This window comes from Litorilituus lipolyticus, assembly GCF_006439335.1.
In the GTDB taxonomy this organism is placed as follows: Bacteria; Pseudomonadota; Gammaproteobacteria; order Enterobacterales; family Alteromonadaceae; genus Colwellia; species Colwellia lipolytica.
Genome location: NZ_SAWY01000018.1, coordinates 16667 through 37498 on the forward strand (window position 1 = coordinate 16667; position 20832 = coordinate 37498).

The 20832-nt window shown below is 34.3% G+C and carries 23 protein-coding genes; 5 read left to right on the forward strand and 18 right to left on the reverse strand.

Annotation, left to right across the window (positions count from 1 at the left end; translation table 11 throughout):
- Window positions 1–131 precede the first annotated feature (131 nt).
- Window positions 132–824: a proteobacterial dedicated sortase system response regulator gene (pdsR, locus tag EPA86_RS07690; RefSeq protein ID WP_140602853.1), complete on the forward strand. Its 693-nt coding sequence runs from the start codon at window positions 132–134 to the stop codon at window positions 822–824.
- A gap of 1 nt (window position 825) precedes the next feature.
- Window positions 826–3045 (forward strand): proteobacterial dedicated sortase system histidine kinase, encoded by a 2220-nt coding sequence (gene pdsS, locus EPA86_RS07695; protein ID WP_140602854.1) that lies wholly within the window; start codon window positions 826–828, stop codon window positions 3043–3045.
- Between the two features lie 15 nt (window positions 3046–3060).
- On the opposite strand, the gene EPA86_RS07700 is transcribed toward pdsS, so the two are convergent.
- Window positions 3061–3603 carry an XRE family transcriptional regulator gene (locus EPA86_RS07700; protein WP_140602855.1) on the reverse strand — a complete coding sequence of 181 codons (543 nt, stop codon included), beginning with the start codon at window positions 3601–3603 and terminating at the stop codon, window positions 3061–3063.
- Between the two features lie 247 nt (window positions 3604–3850).
- Here EPA86_RS07700 and EPA86_RS07705 point away from each other — a divergent pair, with 247 nt between their 5' ends.
- Window positions 3851–4039, forward strand: coding sequence for a hypothetical protein (locus EPA86_RS07705; protein ID WP_118958777.1), 189 nt, complete (start codon window positions 3851–3853; stop codon window positions 4037–4039).
- A gap of 92 nt (window positions 4040–4131) precedes the next feature.
- Here EPA86_RS07705 and EPA86_RS07710 read toward each other — a convergent pair whose 3' ends face one another.
- The 5 genes from EPA86_RS07710 to EPA86_RS07730 form a co-directional block, all read right to left on the reverse strand.
- A complete protein-coding gene (locus EPA86_RS07710; RefSeq protein ID WP_246058306.1) occupies window positions 4132–5040 on the reverse strand; it encodes a kinase in 909 nt (302 codons plus the stop codon).
- 56 nt (window positions 5041–5096) lie between these two features.
- Entirely contained in the window at window positions 5097–6368 is a 1272-nt protein-coding gene (locus EPA86_RS07715) for a DUF3300 domain-containing protein (protein ID WP_140602856.1), read from the reverse strand.
- 166 nt (window positions 6369–6534) lie between these two features.
- Entirely contained in the window at window positions 6535–7914 is a 1380-nt protein-coding gene (locus EPA86_RS07720) for an ATP-binding protein (RefSeq protein ID WP_342777395.1), read from the reverse strand.
- Window positions 7915–7967: 53 nt separating this feature from the next.
- Window positions 7968–8645, reverse strand: a complete 678-nt coding sequence (locus EPA86_RS07725) for a response regulator transcription factor (protein WP_140602858.1) — start codon at window positions 8643–8645, stop codon at window positions 7968–7970.
- Between the two features lies 1 nt (window position 8646).
- Window positions 8647–8973 (reverse strand): PepSY domain-containing protein, encoded by a 327-nt coding sequence (locus EPA86_RS07730; protein WP_140602859.1) that lies wholly within the window; start codon window positions 8971–8973, stop codon window positions 8647–8649.
- 229 nt (window positions 8974–9202) lie between these two features.
- On the opposite strand from EPA86_RS07730, the gene EPA86_RS07735 reads away from it, so the two are divergent.
- Entirely contained in the window at window positions 9203–10126 is a 924-nt protein-coding gene (locus tag EPA86_RS07735; protein ID WP_140602860.1) for a choice-of-anchor H family protein, read from the forward strand.
- Window positions 10127–10208: 82 nt separating this feature from the next.
- A complete protein-coding gene (locus EPA86_RS07740) occupies window positions 10209–11159 on the forward strand; it encodes a DUF808 domain-containing protein (protein WP_140602861.1) in 951 nt (316 codons plus the stop codon).
- A 16-nt stretch (window positions 11160–11175) separates the two neighbouring features.
- On the opposite strand, the gene EPA86_RS07745 is transcribed toward EPA86_RS07740, so the two are convergent.
- The 12 genes from EPA86_RS07745 to EPA86_RS07800 form a co-directional block, all read right to left on the reverse strand.
- Window positions 11176–12183, reverse strand: coding sequence for an NAD(P)H-quinone oxidoreductase (locus EPA86_RS07745; protein ID WP_140602862.1), 1008 nt, complete (start codon window positions 12181–12183; stop codon window positions 11176–11178).
- Between the two features lie 29 nt (window positions 12184–12212).
- On the reverse strand, window positions 12213–13037 hold the full coding sequence (locus EPA86_RS07750; RefSeq protein ID WP_140602863.1) for a substrate-binding periplasmic protein: 825 nt from the start codon (window positions 13035–13037) through the stop codon (window positions 12213–12215).
- Window positions 13038–13150: 113 nt separating this feature from the next.
- Window positions 13151–13831 carry a peptidylprolyl isomerase gene (locus EPA86_RS07755; RefSeq protein ID WP_140602864.1) on the reverse strand — a complete coding sequence of 227 codons (681 nt, stop codon included), beginning with the start codon at window positions 13829–13831 and terminating at the stop codon, window positions 13151–13153.
- A gap of 60 nt (window positions 13832–13891) precedes the next feature.
- Window positions 13892–14248 (reverse strand): HopJ type III effector protein, encoded by a 357-nt coding sequence (locus tag EPA86_RS07760; RefSeq protein ID WP_140602865.1) that lies wholly within the window; start codon window positions 14246–14248, stop codon window positions 13892–13894.
- Between the two features lie 19 nt (window positions 14249–14267).
- On the reverse strand, window positions 14268–14528 hold the full coding sequence (locus EPA86_RS07765; RefSeq protein ID WP_140602866.1) for a DUF2999 family protein: 261 nt from the start codon (window positions 14526–14528) through the stop codon (window positions 14268–14270).
- Between the two features lie 88 nt (window positions 14529–14616).
- On the reverse strand, window positions 14617–15663 hold the full coding sequence (locus tag EPA86_RS07770; protein WP_140602867.1) for a CNNM domain-containing protein: 1047 nt from the start codon (window positions 15661–15663) through the stop codon (window positions 14617–14619).
- 117 nt (window positions 15664–15780) lie between these two features.
- A complete protein-coding gene (locus EPA86_RS07775; protein WP_140602868.1) occupies window positions 15781–16902 on the reverse strand; it encodes a PD-(D/E)XK nuclease family protein in 1122 nt (373 codons plus the stop codon).
- Window positions 16903–16946: 44 nt separating this feature from the next.
- Window positions 16947–17498: a hypothetical protein gene (locus EPA86_RS07780; protein ID WP_140602869.1), complete on the reverse strand. Its 552-nt coding sequence runs from the start codon at window positions 17496–17498 to the stop codon at window positions 16947–16949.
- A gap of 26 nt (window positions 17499–17524) precedes the next feature.
- Window positions 17525–18358, reverse strand: coding sequence for a hypothetical protein (locus tag EPA86_RS07785; RefSeq protein ID WP_140602870.1), 834 nt, complete (start codon window positions 18356–18358; stop codon window positions 17525–17527).
- An 89-nt stretch (window positions 18359–18447) separates the two neighbouring features.
- Entirely contained in the window at window positions 18448–18708 is a 261-nt protein-coding gene (locus EPA86_RS07790) for a hypothetical protein (protein ID WP_140602871.1), read from the reverse strand.
- 57 nt (window positions 18709–18765) lie between these two features.
- The gene (locus tag EPA86_RS07795; protein ID WP_140602872.1) at window positions 18766–19509 is read right to left on the reverse strand and encodes a hypothetical protein; all 744 of its coding nucleotides are present in this window, start codon (window positions 19507–19509) and stop codon (window positions 18766–18768) included.
- Window positions 19510–19523: 14 nt separating this feature from the next.
- Entirely contained in the window at window positions 19524–20504 is a 981-nt protein-coding gene (locus tag EPA86_RS07800; protein ID WP_140602873.1) for a helix-turn-helix transcriptional regulator, read from the reverse strand.
- Window positions 20505–20832: the final 328 nt, after the last annotated feature.

Sequence of the window (20832 nt, forward strand, 5' to 3'; positions counted from 1 at the left end):
AAATGTTTTAAAAATGGCAATATGGGGAACAAATGTGGCAAGAATATGGCAATTTCAAAAATGTGACGCACTATCGAAAGTTTTTCGTTATAGTCCACAGATACAATATATAGGTTGGTTGTTCAGGAACTATGTCAAAAAGAATTGCGATTGTTGAAGATGAATGTGCTATTAGAGAAAATTACGCTGATGTTTTACGTAATCAAGGTTATCAGGTTCAAACTTTTGCTAATCGTGAAGATGCGACACAATCATTTAACTTGCGACTTCCTCATCTAGTTATATTAGATATTGGATTAAATGATGATTATGATGGTGGCTTTATTCTTTGTCAGCATTTAAGAAGTTTATCTGCGACTTTACCTATCATATTCTTAACCGCTAGAGATAATGATTTTGATACTGTATCGGGCCTGAGAATTGGCGCAGATGATTACCTCACTAAAGATATTAGTTTACCCCATCTCACTGCTCGAATATCTGCATTATTTAGGCGTCAAGATGCGCTTAAAAAACCCATTAATAATGATCATATTTTAAACTGCGGCGAATTATCAATTGACAGTCAACGTATGTCTATCAGCTGGTTAAAACAGCCTATTGATTTAACAATTACGGAGTTTTGGCTTGTGCACGCTTTAGCAAAACATCCAGGTCATGTAAAAAACAGAAACCAATTAATGACTGATTCAAAAATATTTGTTGATGACAGTACAATAACGTCTCACATCAAGCGTATTAGAAAGAAGTTTGCTTTAATAGATAAACATTTTGACTGTATCGAAACTGTTTATGGTATGGGTTATCGCTGGGTAGCAAATTAGTATGTTGTTTCGTGGTATTCGCTTTGGTTTACGTGGCAAATTATTACTTCTTTCTAGTTTTTTGTTCGTAATTCCTTGGTTTGGTTACCAATATGTTTGGGAAATGGAAAAATATTTACGCTATGGACAAGAACAAACCATTGTTGGTACTGCCCGTGCCCTTGCTACTGCCCTTCATGAACGTCCAAAGTTATTTGAGAATCAAGCCAGTTTTTTGCCGAGTGTGGAAAAAGGTAAAGATTTATATGGATATCAATTAAATGAGCCTATTCAATTAGATGGCCTTAAACAAGATTGGCCAAAGTTTGAGCATGGAACATTTTACTATACAGATAAACATTTGATAAAAAATGACGCCAATAACGAATTATTACAGCCATCAATTAGTTTCAGTGCAAGTGTAGGTAAATATGACAAATATCTCTATTTATTCTTTAGTGTCATAGATAACAGCACCACTTTTAGGGGAGAAAATGCCCGTAGTATAGTTAAAAATGATCATTTATTACTGTCATTTATTAATGAAGACGAACAATTTAAACGCTTTATCATCAGTAATAAAAAAGCTGGCTGGCTATCGGCATTTGAAGTAATTGAAGAAAGCACAATTGATGGACAAGCTACTGAATCATTAATCCCCGCCCCTAAAATTCAAGGTCATTGGTTACCGACTAATCAAGGCAATAATATTGAACTTAGGTTGCCCCTAACGGATATTGGCGACAAGATAGCTTTTGCTATTGCTGATGTCGATGAAGAAAATGGTAATGTATTGAGCACTATTGGCTCTGCAAACCCCGAAAATTTAGCAAGTTTAGGCACTATACTAGTACCCTCTCCCGAAATAGAAAGAATTGTAAACGGAATGAGTCATACAAACTCAAGTATTTGGGTGATAGATCACCACCACAGAGTACTGGCAAGTGCTGGTTCATTAAAAACAGCAGGAGGGTTTTGGCAGAGCAACCGTTTACCAAACGATCTCAATGACAACAGTCTATGGCAACAATTTAAATCAAAAGTATTGTTACCTTTATACTACAAGATATTAACTAAACCACCGACAAATTTTATCGACAAATTATATGATGCTCAAAACTTAACAGGGAAACATATCGTCAAGGCATTGTCAGGAAAAGCCACTTCACAATGGCGTTTAACGACAGATCAACAAGCACTGGTTCTATCCGCGGCCTACCCTATTTTTATTGAGGGTGATGTAAAAGGTGCTGTTATTGTTGAAGAAACAACAAATGGCATCCGAACACTAAGAAACCAAGCGCTAGAAAAGTTATTTAGTGTCATTCTAGCAATTATGATTTTAGGCGCCCTAACTTTCTTATTATTTGCCTCACGCATTACATCTCGTATTCGAGCATTAAGTAACCAAGCAGAAATGGCCATTGATGAGCATGGTCGAATTACAGGCGATATTGTCACTTCTTATACTAATGACGAAATTGGAGATCTCTCTAGAAGTTTCTCTCGGGCAATTGAACGTTTAAAGCAATATAATCATTACTTAGAGAATATGTCTTCACGGTTATCACATGAATTACGTACGCCCATCGCTGTAGTAAAAACATCACTAGAGAACCTAAAATTTCAACAACAAAATGACAATAACAATTCAAGTCAGTTATACATTGAACGAGCTCAAACAGGAATTAATACCTTAAACCAGATTTTAACCAACATGAGTGAAGCTACAAGGTTAGAACAAATTTTAACGAACACGGAGAAATCTGTATTTAACATAAAGCAAGTCATTGCTGGTTGTACTTTAGGTTATCAAGAAGTGTACAAAGGCGTGAATTTTAAGCTTAACTTCATTAAAACAGATGATAATGAACCGTTAAGCATCAATGGCTCTCCTGAGCATATTGTTCAATTACTTGATAAAGTGATCAATAATGCCGTAGATTTTAGCGAAGATCAGCTTATTTCAATAGATGTTATAAAGTATAAAGCCCATATAGAAATAAGAATCAGCAATAATGGTATTCCTTTACCTGAGGCGATGGTTAATGGTTTGTTTGATTCGATGATTTCAATTCGTACTCAAGGTAAACACAGCGAACCTCACTTAGGTTTAGGGCTATATATTGCAAGACTCATTTGTCACTTTCATCAAGGAAACATTAGTGCCTCAAATCACGACTCCCCAAAAGGCGTAACTATTACCATTGAATTGCCATTATTCACTAAAGCTCTTAATTAGTAATCCTTCTAAAACTTAGGTCATGTAAACTACTGCAATGGCATGCACAGGTTTAGCCCCATCATTACCGTAACAATGGGGTAAGTGGCCATGAAAATAAATTAAGTTTCCTGATTCTACAGCATATTTTTCCCCTTCAACCTCAACGGTTGCAGTGCCTTCTAAACATAAAAATAATTCATGGCTACCTTCTGGGTGAGGTACACCTTTACAATAACAGCCCGGCATCATACTGATGTCATTAATATGAATATTCTGTGAGCTTATTGGGCTAGCTTTAGTACTTAAAAATTTTCCATCATCTAAAGTTAAGATACGCATATCTTTCCGATCAATCTGTGTAACATGAACAGACTTTCGTTTGCTAATAAGATCATCAACGGTAACACCTAAAGCTTGGGCAACTTTTACTACAACACTGATACTTGGATTGGCAGTATCATTTTCCATATTAGCGAGTGTCGCTCTCGGTATTTGAGCAAGTTCAGCTAACCTTGTTTGCGTTAATTTATGTTGATTGCGTAAACGCTTAATCCCCTCACTGATAGGGTTAGTCATACTTTGTCCTTCTATAACTGAAAATTAGCAAGCATCAATAAATGTTATTACAATATATCAACATAAAAAGCACACCAGTTCCAATATTTAAACATATTTCTATTTTTTTGTCATTTTAGGCTATTTCTCCTAGACATAGATTAAATATTATTTAAAATGCCGATATCTTAGCAGTACGCTTGGATGGCTATCTGATTTATGAAATAAGTAGCCAAACCTTGAAAATTTATTGACCTGGAGAAGTAAAATGAATGTTGATCAACATATTAAAGTAGCACAGTGGCACTTAGAACAAGCTCGTTTACACAATGTAAGTGAACATACTTGTGGTTGTCCACCAAACAAGCACGACCAACGCGCAATTGACGCTGTTGAAGCAGGATTAATCGAAGAAGAAAAATCTTGTACTTTAGAAGCTAAAGAAGCTCGCGCTTAATTAATTTAGCTATGTTGGTAATACCATGGTATTGCCAACATAATCAATCTTATTTCCCTCCAATATACAGCTCAAAATAATATATCTTTGTATTATCTATCAGATAATATATTTCTATTACAATCAAGCTCAAAAACCTTATCGGCTTCTGTTGGCATTGTCATAAATGCATGTTCTGTTAATCGCTGAAAAAACAATATGAATCTCGCAACTTGAGTTTCATTCATAATCTCTTTAGGTAAGCACGTTTTAGCACTTTTTTTAGTTTTAAAAATCAACTTTCTTTCTTGCTCTAATCGCCATTGAAAGACATGTTCAAAACTTGGTGCTTTGATATATAGCCAGTAATTCATTGCTGAATACAGTGGTTGATATTGTTGCTTTAAAAAACGATTGACTGCTTGGCGCCATAAACTTTGGGAGTCCTCTTCTAGTTCAAGCGAGTTGACTGCTTTAGAAAGTTTTTCACTTGGTTGCGCGTTGACTCCCCAGCACCAGCCCTCAACTATTACAATATCCACGGGTTCGTTAATTACTTTCCATTGATTCACACCACAAGGTTCATCAGTTGCTTTATCAAACCTAGGAATTTTAAAAGGTTCATTTACTGCATTATTCTTATTGAGCAAAACTAATGTTTTTGAAAATAAAACCGTATCATGTGTTCCTGGTACCCCCCTCGTTTCAAATAATGGATGAACGTTTACTGCTAATTGCTTACGCTCATTCTTGCTTAAATAAAAATCATCTAAAGACGTAGCTACCACTCGAGTTTGGTATTTAAAAAACAAATACCTTTTCATAAACTGACTTAATGTAGTTTTTCCTGACCCTTGGCAACCATTCACTCCGACAAAAAATGGTAAGTTATTTTTATTATTTGCTAATTGATATATCTCTTCACAAAACGGAATAAAGTGAAGTTTTATCAAAGTAAAATAGTGTTTAGGTAAACTATGCTCTCGCACAAATTTACCTATAAAAACAGTTAGCTCAGTCATAAGTTTTTCAAGTAATTAGCTTTTCAAACAGTTTAGCTACAAATGACTATATTTACTCACTTTTCTCTTGTTTTTGAACGTGTTTTTGTTTTGTTATATGCCGTATAGGTTTTGTGTTTTACCTTATTATGTATGGGCTTTGAAGCCGTATGATTGGGCTTATGAATAGTACGCTGCTGGAACTGCTTAGTTTTTTTCTGCTTATTTTGAGCAACCATTTCTTTTTTTTGCGTTATATACTTTACCTGTTTTTTAGTATGCTGCTTATGCGCTCTCGAATATTTCACCTTTTTTTTATTTGCTAGATTCTCTTTCTTTGTATTGTGAACTGTTTTGTTAAGGCCTTTATGAGGTTTGTTCAATTTAGCCTTAATATGACCATGATGAGGTCTAACTTTTGTAATTCGGCTTCTTGGATGATATTTATGCTTAACACTAGAGTGAGCATATTTCACACCTCTTCTATGTGATGGCTTATGATGCCAGCGTTTTGAACCTGAACTTTTTACCACCTTTACTCTACTGTAATCTGGATAGTGAATTCTTTTTGGATATGGCGTTATAACAACGTGTTTCTTGTGCCAATGAAATGCACCAAAATAAAAGTGAGCTGAAATGTGAACTGCTTTATGCCAATAAAAAGGACGATATCGACTATATGAATAATGTCTTACATAGATATGACTTGGTATATGCCAATATATGGGTGGATAGTGTGCCCACCCCCAATGACCATAAACAATGCGAGTATCGTAATAAGGCACATAAATAACTTTTTGCTCAACAGGCTCTATCACAATATTATTTTGATCATAACTAACTGTCATGTTTGACATATTATCTAAACTACCCGATGCGCGCGCTTGTCTTCTAAGTTGCTGAATACTGTCTAATACTCGAGCTTCATCTAATAAAAAAGCATCACCAATTTTTTGTGTCCAAGTTAAATCATCGTTTAAACGCTTTAATACACTAGGAAAACTTACTAAGACTTTGACACTTTCATCCCATTCTTTGTTTTTGAGTTTGTTGGAAATTTTCTTTTGTGAGTACTCAGAGTGATTCGATAACCAGCGATTCGCATGTACTACTTCTAAAGGATAAGTTGATGCAATCAAAATATGAGTAAGTAAAGTGTCTGGATACAAAGCGATAGGAGCCAATAATTGCGCTAATTCCCCCTGCTCTATCTCATCACCATAATAATTTTCACCTTCATGATATGGTGAAGCATCATATCGTAAATTCTCGGAAACTATCCCTTTAGCAAAACCTATTGATTGGGTTAATAAAATCACACTTGTGATAAGACATGTAAATTTGTTCATAAGCCACCTCCTGCTTTGTATATCCAGAATAAAACAAGGTAACTGAACAAGGGCTGAACATTAACTTATGTTCTATTTTTGGGATCACAGGAAATTAGCTTACACCTATATTCTAGTGGGTATTTCAACGCTGAAAATTAAAGCTATAAGATAAGATTAATTCTACTTAATGAGTTTTATGGTGGCTAAACAAGATGGTAAATTTAGCGCCAACAAGTTTTTCTGATTCACAAATCAATAAATCACCTTGATAGCTATTCACTAAATCTCTGACAATGGCAAGTCCAATACCGTGTCCTTGTTGATAACTATCAATGCGAACACCGCGTTTAAAAATTTGTTCTCGCAGGTCTGATGAAATGCCGCTGCCATCGTCTTCTATGATTATTGATAACCGTTGCGCATTTTGTTCAACAGATATAGCAATGTGCTGTTTACAGGCCTTACAGGCATTATCTAGAAGATTACCTAATATCTCTAATAAATCAGATTCATCTCCCCTAAATGAAGCATTTTCATGACATTGGAGATCAAACTGAACGTTTTTATCTAAATAGATCTTTTTCAATGTTGATATTAATTTCTCTAGCACATCCTTCACATTAATTGCTAAATGCCAAGATGCTTCCCCTGCGCTTTGAGCTCTTTTTAATTGATGATCGATCATATTATTAATAATAGCTAGCTGCTCTTTAGTGCTTTGGTGTTCACTATCTTGGCTTTGAATAACAGCTAGTGGCGTTTTTAAGCTATGCGCTAAATCTGATAGAGCATTTCTATATCGTGTTCGCTGATTTTGTTCAGTTTGTAAAAGTAGATTAACCTGATTTGTTAAGGGGTGTAGTTCAACAGGGTAATCTCTTTCCAATGTCGCTATATTTCCTTGCTCAATCTCATGAACCTCTTCTTTTAACTGTTGCAACGGCTTAAACATCCAGCGCAGCCAAAACCATTGCATAACACCAATTAGTGTCATTAACAGCAATAACCATTGCCAAAGTGATAAAGTAAACTCACTAATGGCATCATTAAAATCTGCTTTGCTTTTAATTAAATGCAAGGTTACTGGAAATTCAATAGCCTCATTTTCACCAAGATTTTTAGTAAAACTCACAGAATAACTATATATAAAGTGTTCTTGATTATTTAAAGTGATGGTTGAAAAGTGACTTTTACCGATCTCAGGACTCTTTTGAAAAACGGGTAGCTCTATAGTTAGTAATGATTTTGACTGCCAAAGAATTGAATCAGTGTTGTTCGAGTTCTTGCTTTTTACCGTCGATATTGCGCTATAAAGACCTGAACGGCTTACATTAAATAGATTTTCTGTTAACTGCTCAGGCATATAAAGCTCATTATTTTCAACTTCACTCACAGCCAAAATTGAATAACTATAGGCAGTTAATTCTTTTTCAATTGCTTTAATTAGTCGTGCTTCAAAGGAATTGGTTAATATAAAACCTATAATGGGCAATAAAACAAGTACTACTATGCTGGCACTTGCAAGCATACGAAGTTTTAATGAATTTTTCGTTAAATTGAGCACAGTGAAAACGAGTTATCTTAAAAGAAACAGTGAAAAGAAATAATATAGATTAATCATAGATCGAGCGCTCTTAATCGATAGCCTGCACCGCGGTGGGTTTCAATAAAATTAAATTGCCCCAAAGGATCAAGCTTTTTACGAAGTCGCCTGATAAAAACTTCTATAACATTTGAATCCAGATCAAAATCTTGATCATAAATATGTTCTGTAAGTTCAGATTTAGACTTCACTTGGTTTTGGTTAAGCATTAAGTATTCAAGTAATCGATATTCAGAACTACTTAAAGAGATAAGCTCACCATCAACTTTGACTTCAAAACTGGTCGTATTAATTGACAGTACACCATTGGTGATTATTGGACTTGCTTTACCCGCAGCGCGTCGAATTAGAGCATTTAAACGTGCTAATAACTCTTCATTATGAAAAGGTTTTGTCAAATAATCATCTGCGCCTGCATCTAAACCAGATACTTTATCTTGCCAGTTATCTCTTGCAGTGAGAATTAATACAGGGTAACTAATATCTTGCGCACGAATCGCCTTGATGACACTAATTCCGTCAACTTTGGGTAAACCTACATCAATAATAGCTGCATCATACTCATATTCAGTTGCTTGAAAGAGGCCTTCTTCTCCATCATTAGCCACATCAACTGAATAACCACTTTTTTCTAACGCTAGTTTTAGATTGCTCTGTAAATTAATATCATCTTCAACGAGTAACAAACGCATGTTATTTCCCTTTTATTTGGCCTGACTTTGCATCAACAACGACTGAAATAACATGACCATTATCCCTGACCAGTTTAACTCGGTATGCGGGGCTATTTTTACTATTAAGTTTTTTTACTTTTAATACCTTACCACCATAAGCACTTTTAACCACTTTAGCCGCATGTTGTGAATTTTTTATCACATATTGATTCGACTTTTTTGAGCTACTAGTTGCTTGAACACCACTCACTATGTTCTGAGTAAAACTATAAGCATGTGATAATGATGTAAAAGTAAAGCTACACAATAATAAAACTACTGCGGCTTTTGGTCGTAATAATTTCATTCACACCTCCTAAATCACTAAACGTATCAAGCTAGTGTAAAAGATCAACCAAGCTAAAGAAAGCCAACTTAAACAAGTTATTTACAATAATTGTTGATAAACCATTTAACCATAAACTCACTGAACATTTGCTGAACATATACAAATCAGGTTCATTCCATGTTCAGCTTTCATTCAGCTACAGAATGGTTAACTCAACTTAACCATAATTAAGCATATAGGTACCACTATGAACAAATTGCTTTCAAGAACTATTGTATTTACATCACTTTTATTAAGCTTTATTAACATTGCAAATGCTGAATCATTCGTTGCATCAACTAATACGACAAATTCTAATAGCGAGTTAACCTTAAAAGCTTATTCAAAAGGGAGTTTTAAAGGGAAGGATAAACAAACCAAGGATTCACCTTTTGCTGCAACCAATGTCATAAAGTCAGAATTGATTAATGGAGCAAAGACAGCTGAAACAACAAACACTAAAAATTCATCTAAAGAAACAAACGCAACAGGGCTGATAAGAGCTGACCATATAAAGATTAAGTCTGCTCGCAGAAATACTCTGAGTAACTCTCTGATTAACTCTACTACGCCAGATGGTATGGAAAGTCATTACACTATATCAGCATCAAATAGCGCTACCCTCTTACATCATGATAGCTACAGCATATATGATGCATATAGCTTTTTATTAGATGATGTGGATTTTGATGGGTATTATCAAAGCTTTTCCATAACCTTTGACGCAGATTTTTATCCATATAGTTACATCAGTTATGTCAATGTGTATGCCGAGTTATATTTAAGTCACAATGGCGGCCCTTGGGTACATTATTACTCCACTGATGTATTTACACTCTATGGCCAATCTGAAGAAGATGAATATGAAGTTATCACTACGCTACAGCAAGGCTTTACCCCTGGCTCATACGATGTACTCATCGACTTATACGATGCAGATTATGAAGAGTTAGTTGTAAGTTATAGTGCAGATGATAATAACTCACTGTATGCTCTACCATTAGAAAGTACTGAGTATGATCAAGTGTATGAAACCGAAGTTATATATAGCTCCGGCGGTAGTTTTAATTTTATTGTTATTTTAACCTTAACATCGCTATTGCTATTTCGTAATAAATTTATAACTAGTTAAAATGTAAAAGCCATTGACCATTGAAAGTATGCTCCATATAGTATTGATTAATATATATTTACTTGCTCAATAGGAATAACTAATGGCAGGAGCTAGCTTACTTACTTTATTAGACGATATTGCATTATTACTAGATGATGTCGCATTATTGTCTAAAGTAGCAGCTAAAAAAACAGCAGGTGTACTCGGAGACGATTTGGCCGTGAATGCCGAACAACTTTCAGGTGGGATCAAAGCAGATAGAGAGCTCCCCGTGGTATGGGCAGTATTCAAAGGTTCATTACTTAATAAGTTTATATTAGTTCCAATCGCGTTATTACTTAGTTTTTTTCTTCCTATAATTATTACACCACTACTCATGATTGGTGGTGCTTATTTATGCTACGAAGGATTTGAAAAGGTATGGCATAAATTTAACCATAAAGATGAAGTAGAAAAAGACCATCAAAAGCTCGTCGCAGCGCTACAAGACTCCGAAGTAGATATTCAAGAATTTGAAAAAGATAAAATAAAAGGAGCCATAAGAACAGATTTTATTTTATCCGCTGAAATCATCATTATTGCTCTAGGGACTATTGCGGATAAGTCCATAGGTATGCAAATCATCGTCTTAAGTTTTATTGCATTAGCCATGACTGTGGGGGTTTATGGATTAGTGGCAGGCATAGTTAAAATTGACGATGGTGGCTTACTGCTTTTGAAGGCTAAAGGAAATAACCTCTGGTCTAAATTTCAACGACTATTAGGTCAAGCAATGCTAAGTTTTGCACCTAAGTTAATGAAGTTTTTAGCCGTGGCTGGGACTATTGCGATGTGGTTAATAGGTGGTTCTTTAATCAGCCATGGTGTTCATGCGATAACCCCATACATTGGCCTATTGAGTGATTATGCCGCTCATGTTCCATTAGTTGGCGCAGTGCTTAAGCCTATAACACCTATTATTATAGATTTGATCATAGGTTTTACTTTAGGTGCTATTATCGTTTTTACTCAGATAATGCTTAACGCGATAATTAACAAAAAAACAAATTAGTCAAGGTAATATAGAGTTAATCAACGGTTAAGATTACTTTACCCATAGTTAGATTGTTTTTAAGTTTATCATGAGCCTGTTCCACTTCTTGCCAAGAAAGACAAGAGTCAATAATGGGCTTAATTTGCTTTTTAGATAACATTGTCATGAAATCTTTCTTAAAAGCATTTATCAGCTCTGTTTTATAGTCGTCTGAGCGATTTCTTAAGGTAGAAGACTTTATAGTTATTCTTTTACTTAGCAACTTGGCAAAATCAACGGGATCACTATAACGACCTCCTAGCATAGCTAACATAACGATACAGCCATCAAGTGCACATACATTGATATTCTTTTGTAAATAATTACCACCAACCATATCAATAATAACGTCATAACCACTATTAACATGCGCTTTACTGTAACTAACAAAATCTTCACTGTTGTAGTTGATGGCATGATCAGCACCAAGATTTAGACAAGCGTCTACTTTCTTTTGAGTACCTACTGTAACAGTAACAAAGCAGCCAATTGCTTTAGCTAATTGAATGGCGGCTGTGCCAACACCACTTGCTCCTGCATGAATCAATACATTACATTGTTGTTGATTTTGTTTTTTATGGTGAATAACAGAGTTTAAGTTCGCCAGTGTGAATAAGCTTTGGTAAGCAGTTAAAAAAACTTCAGCTAATGCAGCCCCTTCTATAGCAGAAAAGCCATTAGGTAAAAGCATAATATGCTCTGCTTTAACTTTGACATACTCTGCATAACCACCACCAGGCACCAAACAAAATACTGTAGAATTTGCAGGGAAATTAGATTGTTCGACTAGGCTTCCGCAAGCAACAATTGTTCCGCAGACTTCAAGGCCCAATATGGTGGATTCACCTTTTGGCGCTGAATATTTACCATGTCTTTGTAACAAGTCGGCACGATTAACGCCAATGGTTTCTACTTTTATTAGGCATTCGTCTGGCGCTATAGTTGGTTTAACAGTGGTTTTTATGCTGAGTGAAAAGTCTGATTCTACAGCAATATACTTCATTGGATTGTTCTCATGGCAGTGATCGTTTTTTAAAAGATACCATCATCGAATATTCGCCATTTCACTTTTATCTCAGCTAATTCGCCGCTTTCTTCTAATTGCTTAAAAGCTGCTTGAAAGCGTTTAACTAAGTCAATGTCAGACGTTTTACTAAAGGCAATATCTAGAGAATTGTCAAGTTCTGGTGCACTTGCAATAGGCATTAATAAACTTTCTTGGAAGCCTAAATCAATCGCTTGGCTTTTAATAATTAAGCTATTACCTAATATCATATTTACCCGATGATTATATAACATTTGGATTGGCTGATTATTATTGACAACACGATAAACGTTATTAAAACCATGCTCTGTTAAGTATTGTTCAGAATTATGTTCATTGGTCGCAGCAACAGATATGTTCTTTAAAAGTGGTAATTCACTAATAGGTTGAGAAAAATTAGTTTTTAGTCCCCAAAAATGAAACTGCTCGTACCGCAAAGAACCAACCCAATGAAATAATTCATGCCTTTTTTTAGTATGAGAAATCGAATAAATTAAAATATTCTTTTCATTTAGTGCCCTATCATATGCTCGAGCCCAAGGAATAACCTTAATGTCAGCTTCATCTTGAGTGATCTCAAATAAACGATGTATTACCTCTGTTGCATACCCACCGAGAGATCCATCATCATTTTGTTGTTGAAAAGGTGGCAAGTACTCAGTTAAAACTTCAACAGTTTGAGCTTTAATAGTAAAACTCAAACAAGCTAAGCATAAAAGCACTACTCTTAAAGCTATTCCATTACAAAATAGTGCTAATTTGGCTGATAGATTAAATGACATAAACATAGCGGTTAACTTTGAAAAATACATGCTACAACATAAAACAGAATTTTAAAGTAACAATATATTAACATAGACAAGATTATGCAATCATTAACACGCTATTTTTTGTACGTAAGTGTAAAAAGACTGTAGTGTATTATTTACTTAGTTTTCGTGTTGTCATTTTCTACGGAAATCGTCGCCTTTATTATCTTAATTTCCTCAGTAGTTCTGCCACCTCTACTACCCAGTTTTTCAATAGCCTTCAACGTGGTTTCTAATCCTTGAGTGACTTCACCAAAAACAGTGTGTTTACCATCTAAAAACACTGTTGGCTGAAAAGTAATAAAAAACTGACTACCATCGGTGTTAGGGCCAGCATTAGCCATACTTAGCATGCCTGCTTTGGTATGACGCGCATCACCGTCAAATTCACCAGCATATTTATAGCCGGGATTACCACGACCATTACCTAGAGGATCACCACCTTGAGCCATAAAGCCTGGTATAACACGGTGAAAAGTTAAATCATCGTAGAAACCAAGCTTCGTTAAATACATGGTACTAGAAACATGCATTGGGGCATCTTTATGTAGTAGTTTAATTTTAATCGCACCGGCTGTTGTTTCTAAATTCCAAAAGTATGCTTTTCCTTGAGTGAAAGGTAATAGTTCAGGTTTGACTAATTTAGTCTTCCATCTAGTATCTGTTTTATCAATATTTTGTGATGCTATAAATTGTTGTACTCGTTTAATAGCGAGGTCGGGACCACAACATGCAGCCAGCATAAATATTAAGCAAAAGGGTAATAAAACCCGGCGCTTTTTAACTATATGATTCATATTTTTCCTTATTATTTTTGTTTCATCATTTCTTTAAAAGGTAGATATTTAAGTCTTATTTTAATTCTCAGCTAGCGCTTGTGATGTAAATGAAATACCTGCCCAGCCCGTTTTCATAAAATTACGAATATTACCATGATCTTTACCCTCAGGGTTCTCTAACACATCTTTGCGATAATATTCACCAAAGCACGCTAAAGTTTGTTGTTCAGATAAGTTAAGTAATTTTGCGAAATAAAATATCTTACAAGAGCCTTCATTCATACCCTTTTCATTTATCAGATCACCATTAGTAAATGCGCTTCCAGCATAGTTATAATGACTTTTTATTACTTCCATAACATCTTTAAACTGAACACTTTCTGGCTGTTGTGATAATTTTATAATTAACTGCTGTACTGTACTTTCACTATTCATTCTAGTTAAACCTAATTCATTACGATTGCTGATCTTTTAATTTTTCTTTGGCTGCTTCAACTTTTGAAAAGTCCAAGCCTAATTCTTCAACAGCTTCTTTGATTAAATGCGGCTGTGTCATAACTAAGCCCATTAACGCTTGTAATTTTTCTGCTGGAATACCAAGTTCGCCAATAATAGTCATAGCCATCATTGGGTTTTCAGTTAATGTTTGAAACAATTGTGTGACTTTTTCGTCAGACACATTGTGCTCTTTTAATAATTGGATAATTGGGTTCATTAATAATACTCTCTGTAAAATGATAAAAGTGCCGCAAACTTAGCACTCTCTTAATAAAATATAAATCCGGATATCTAAATAGGTTTAATTATTCAGAGTTATTAGGATTTTTCTCTTTTAATCTTTTTCGATAATTCGACTTAGCTAGTTTTTGTAAATCAGCAACTTCATCACTTTCATCTACAATCTCACGGCCCAAAAAAGTTTCAATTGCATCTTCTAAAGTCACAACGCCAGCGGTTTGACCAAAATGATCTTCAACAACAAAAATATGCTCATTACGTTTAATAAACAAATCTAATAGATTTAGTACGGGTAAGCTCTCTGAAACCCGACCAATTGGCGATAAAATAGTACTTATATCTTCACTGCCCTTTCCTTCTCTATCTTGTTGATACAGCTTCCCCTTAATTACAACTCCAACTATGTTATCAATAGATTCATCATAAATAGGAATTCGGGTAAAAGTTGATGTTTTTTCATTGGTAATAGCATCACTGATACTGACATGTTTCTCAAGTGCGTGCACTACACTACGCGGCGTTAATATTTCTTCAGTTTTTGTATCACGCATTTGAAGAATATTGTCTAAAAGCAAACTTTCATGGTTGTCCAAACTACCAGACTTTTTACTCATGGCTGCAAGCGTTTTCAACTCTTCCCGACTATTAATTGGCTGACCTTTTTTACTAAATAACTGAGTGACTAGGGAAGAAAGCCATACCAACGGGTAAACTAATTTGATTAATAATGAAATAACATAAGAAGACGGAATAGCCAGCGCTCGCCAAAAAGTAGCCCCTAATGTTTTAGGTATGATTTCAGAAAGATACAAAATGGCTAATGTTAATAAAAAAGCAATTAAAGTTTCTTTTTGTTCACCAAAAACCTTAATAGCTTGCGCACCTACGCCTGCAGCACCCATAGTGTGTGCAAAGGTATTTAAAATGAGAATACTTGAAATAGACTGATCTAAATTATCTTTGACCTTCGAAAGTACTTTTGCCCCCCGAGCTTTTGCTGCTGTTTTTTGCGCCACAAATGTGGGTGTAACAGATAATAAAACCGCCTCAAGAATCGAGCATAAAAAAGAAACGCCGATGGCAACGACCAGATAAATTATAAGCAGAGTCATAGGGTTATTTGATTAACCATCAATTAAGAAATATAAAAAGTGAGTACTATGATATCAATTGTGACACAGTATTTGATAGTTATATTTGATAGTTAATAAAATTTTACGAGTTAAACGCTAAGATTGTCCTCTCAGTCTAGTAGCGCTTTTAATGTCACTTTCTATCTGTTTAATTTGATTTATAAAGTGTTCTGCTACCAATTCATGATCATAATAATCATCACCCGTAATACTTATTGTCTGCTTAGTACGCTTGCCTATAGGTAAGTATTTATTTAACAAATTACATTCAATAGATCTAATCCCTAAATCGTAAGGTATATAAAACCCTAACCAATAACTTCCTTCATATTTGTCTATACAAAATCGAACACAACTACTCGTTTTTATATTTTGTAATTCGAAAGCTTTCGAGACATCAAACCAAACCAACCTATTTTTATCGTCTAAGTGAACATCTATTCCATGTTCCTTTATATAGTTCACTATTTTAGGTAGCTCAGAAGGTCGATATTTCAACAGAGTGTCTAGAGCTTTTCTATTACTAGTATCATCCCATATAGATTCACAGATTTCTTTTAGCTCTTGATTTGGCACAATATTTTCCTTAACTAATAACTCTAAATAACTTTCTATTAATAACGTTGTTTTACTGCAACTAGCGGTTAAGTTACTCAATACATTATAAATGCTTTGATACGATCCAAGCATCCAGTGCTCATTTCCCCCCTTGGCTGGCTCTAAAGATGGAGTCAAAAAAATAAAAAAATGTTGAAATGATGAAAAGTGTGCTTTTACAAAATCCTCATACTTTTTAAGTTGTCCGCCGTCACTTCCATCCGTGCGTTCACCTGCCCAAATTTTATTTTCTATAACCGTCACAACTTGATTAGCTCTATCAACAATTAATATGTCAATATCGCCTAATGATTCTCGGTAAACCGTCATATCTAATGGAGTTCTTCCATTATGCTGGCATATTTTATCAACATAAGTTTGCAAATTTGAGTTTACATGTGCCTGTTCATATATAAAGCCTTGTAAGATTTGAGCGAGTGCCTGATGGCAGAATTCATGATCCTTACTATCAATTAACCAACCCAATAAGTTGGAATGTTTAACCTCTTGAGATCCTAAACCAATAACCTGTAAAAGATTGAATTTTTGATAAGCTTTCTGGTTTAAGCTTGTAATTATTTCTGGAAGATTTTCTCGAAATAGTTCGACTTCATTTTTCATTATTAATGTCCCAAAGTTGAATCAAAAAACTAAAATAAATCATACTACTTTATATATAGATACAGTTCATAGTCGTTCAAATATTCTCTGATAAACTCTTCTGTAAATTCTCTATCTCTTGGAGTTACTATCACTTTACAACCTTTTGGTGCGATGACTTTTTTGCTTTTCTTTTCAGTACGCTGTATATCAACGTAGGTATGTAGATATGATTCAACTTCTTCTGAGTTGCTTAGGAGCTTAAAGTCTTCATCAAGGCTAATAATGTGATCGTATGCCGAGTTAATTTCTGTGATTGTTGTCAGTTTGAGCGGCTCAGGTGTGAAGTTTCTGCCTTCAAAACCTACCAATACAATACGCTTAGCTTGCCATAAACCATGATTGCCAAGTGCAGTAACCTTTATCCCATCACTATCACGATTGTTTCTTCTAAAAGACTCAATGCGATGTATTTCAAGTAAGCCCTTAACAAACTGAGGAAGCAATGCAATGTTATAAGTATGTTTTAGGCCAAAGTTTTCAAAAATATCTTTTAATATCATGAGTATTTCTTTTTGATTAAACAATAATGAAATACTAATGCTGTTATGCGACATGATAGATCGCAGTGTAAAAGTTAATACTATTGAATCCAGCCGATATGTTTTGCTCTTTCAATAATCAATTCATCTTCCTTAAGAACTTCAGGTATATAGTCAAATGGGCTGTTATCGTCAAAATCATAAGTCCCCATTAGCTGATAATCTTCACTCATCGCTTCTAAGCACATCTCTCGATCACGAAACTTTGACGGAATGGCACCTAAATTAATCATATTAACCCAAGAAAAGCATAATTCTCGTGTTAAATACTCTTCAGGGACTTCATAGAAATTCCAGGGGTAAAAACCAATATACTCACGACATAACGCTTCATTAATTAAGATTTCTGGCACATCACTAAGCGCTGATCCTGTTTTCATCGCTTCTAAGCAGAGCTTTTCATCTCTATATTGAGCAGGAACATCTTTGAGGTTTGATTTATTCATTTGCATGAGATTTAGAAAATCATCATAAGATTCAGCTTTAAATAAATCAATTTGATAATATATTTTAAGGATTTCATTGACTGCATCATCGGTTACAATCCGTTGACGAGCATCTAATAATGATGAATTATTAGATCTATCTAGCTCAACCGCCTCAACTATGTCGTTCTCTGGTTGCTTTTCTTCCTGTAAGGCTTTTAACAGAGTTGTTGCCTTTTCTTTTATGTTGAGTAATAACAACATTCTTTTTTCTTCCATAGCTTTATTACGGTTTTTAATAAATTTTTGAACATATTCTAAAATAAAAAAATACGCTCCAATAAATGCCAAAATAAGCAAAGGCTCTTGCCAAAAAACAATACATATTAGTGCGATATATAAAATGGTAACTATTACTTTAAGTGTCCACTTTGCATTTGTTGAGAACATAAAAGTCTTCCTTAGCAATATAAGCTTGATCTATCTGTTCAATGTATAAATAGTAACTAAAAGGTACGACATAATGAATCGCACCAATTTTAATCAAGTAACCAAAACTTATTATATTTTTCAGCTAAATCAATACTGTCAGGGTTATTGAACACCTTAGCTACTTCACCCCAACTAGATTTTCGGCTTTTATCCCTATCAAAACAATCACAACTATCATCATAAAAAACATTGCCTTGCCTAAACATAAAATAAAAAGACACATCACATTTAGCACAGCTGTTTACTGGCCATGCTCGGATCTTTTTTATTTCTACTATTTCCATAAAATCGTCTGGTAATTTAGTCATGTTTTTCCCTAATGAATTTTCAATATATTCTATTCAGATTTAGGTTTATTTATTTATTTATTTATTTAAGTTATTAAAATTTTTAATTATTTGGTCAGCAATATATCGATTTCTATCTTTCCTCGTTTTTCCATGGATTCTAGCATTAGGGTGAAAGGTTCTATACGAGATAATATGATGGTATTGCTCTGGAAATAGTACCTGAGCTATCTCTTTTTTACTCGTAGAATAGCCAGCATATAATAAATTCACCTCAAATCGCTCTTTAAGTAAGTGATCTCTATTATTACCGGTATTAAAAATAATAATGTCTGGTTTTAATATCTCTATCTCTTGTAAATGAACACTAAAGCTTTCAGTTTCTAAATGATTAATTTCTTCAGTCACTTTACCTCTAGAGTTTTTCCCTATCTTTGATAGGTTACTCCAAACAAAACCTATATTTTCTTTGCCAAATTCTCGCTCTAATCTTCCCTTAAAGTATTTGAAATTTTTCCTATTCCAAAATGCTCTTCTATTAATTTCTTTATGCTTTCCAATTAATACATTCTGAAAATAACGAAGATAACAATTCATTAAGTCGTCAATTGATAAGTTGTTTTTAACAAGTAAACCATGCCATTTATCTGTTTCTTGGCCAACTACCATCACTTTAATTTTCGCATTTTCATATTTTTCATTAACTTTAATAAGTAAAGGGTAACTCGGCTGTAGTTTGCTATTTTTATTATTTAATACTGCGGCATTACTCAGTAAAGTTGTCCAATGCGCTTTATATAAGTTCGTTAATTGTTCGTTCATAATACTTTTCCCGTTTACTGCTCGTAAAGCAATGACATTTTTTCAGCCATAGTTTTAAACTCTTGACGTAATGAAACGGGTGATACGACTTCAACTTGAAAACCAAAGCCTAACAACCACCACCTTAAATCTTGTCGATTTTCTACAGTTGCCGTGAGAAGATTCCATTTTTCATCAATTTGGCTAATCACCTGACTCTCATTAATAGGTGTTTCGATTAGGTGTTCACAAGCTGCAATGGTTATTTTAATTTTTAAACTAATTGGCTCCTCAGAAAGCACTATATTTGCTTGGCCATCTTTAATAAAGCTATCTAAAGAAAAGCCGTGAGGTGCTTTAGATTTCTCCTCCATGACTTTAATTGACTTTATTCTATTAAGTGCAATCTGAACTGGCTTTTCAAAGCGCCAAAATGTACATACAAGATAAATATGTCTTTCTTTTAAAATAATTCCTAAGGGGTGAACTTCTTGTTGTAATTTATCTTTGTAATCAATAATTAACTTTTTATCATGTAATAAACCATCGTAAACATTCTCAATTACAGATTTTTTAATGTTTGCCTTTTTAAGATTAAACCCTTCAGAAACAAAGGCAATTTTGTCTAGCCATTTCTTTAATTTTTTATTTTGATATGGCTCTAAAGCATCTGCTGCTTGGTACTTTTGATAAAACAAATAATCATTTAGTGATGAGGGTAAGCTGTCACTAAGAAACTTTCCTGCCATTAACATTGTTAATGCCTCATAAGGATGAAGCGATGGCATACTTGTTTTAGCCGTTGACATAAACGACCAGCCATATGGTTTACTTCGTGTATCGACTTCAAGCGGAAAAAGCTCACTGAGTTTTTCTAAATCACGCTGAATCGTTCTATCTGTTACCGTTAAGCCTAACTCAGCTAAATAATTACGAATATCTCCTAAAGCAACTTTTCTAGGTGATCTTGGTATTTTTTGTAATATTGCAACAAGTCTTAATGCGGAGTCTGCCATTTATCATCTCCAATATATTGATATAACATAAAATCTCATAGCTATGCGACATAATTGATCGCACAAAATGTCATTATTATCAAGGTTATTTAACAAATATATAGCTCTAAGGAAATACGCTTATCAACTTCGTTTCTTATTTCTAACTATTTTGCTGAGCTTGTTCTTTTGTGCATTTATTGCTGCGATATCATCTTGCCATAATGCGGAAAGATACCATGTATATAATACAAGAAAACATATATTCATAATAATCCACGGCACATCCATTTGGTCCATCAAACATAATAAGATTATTACATTCATACCCAACCACGACATAATCGTT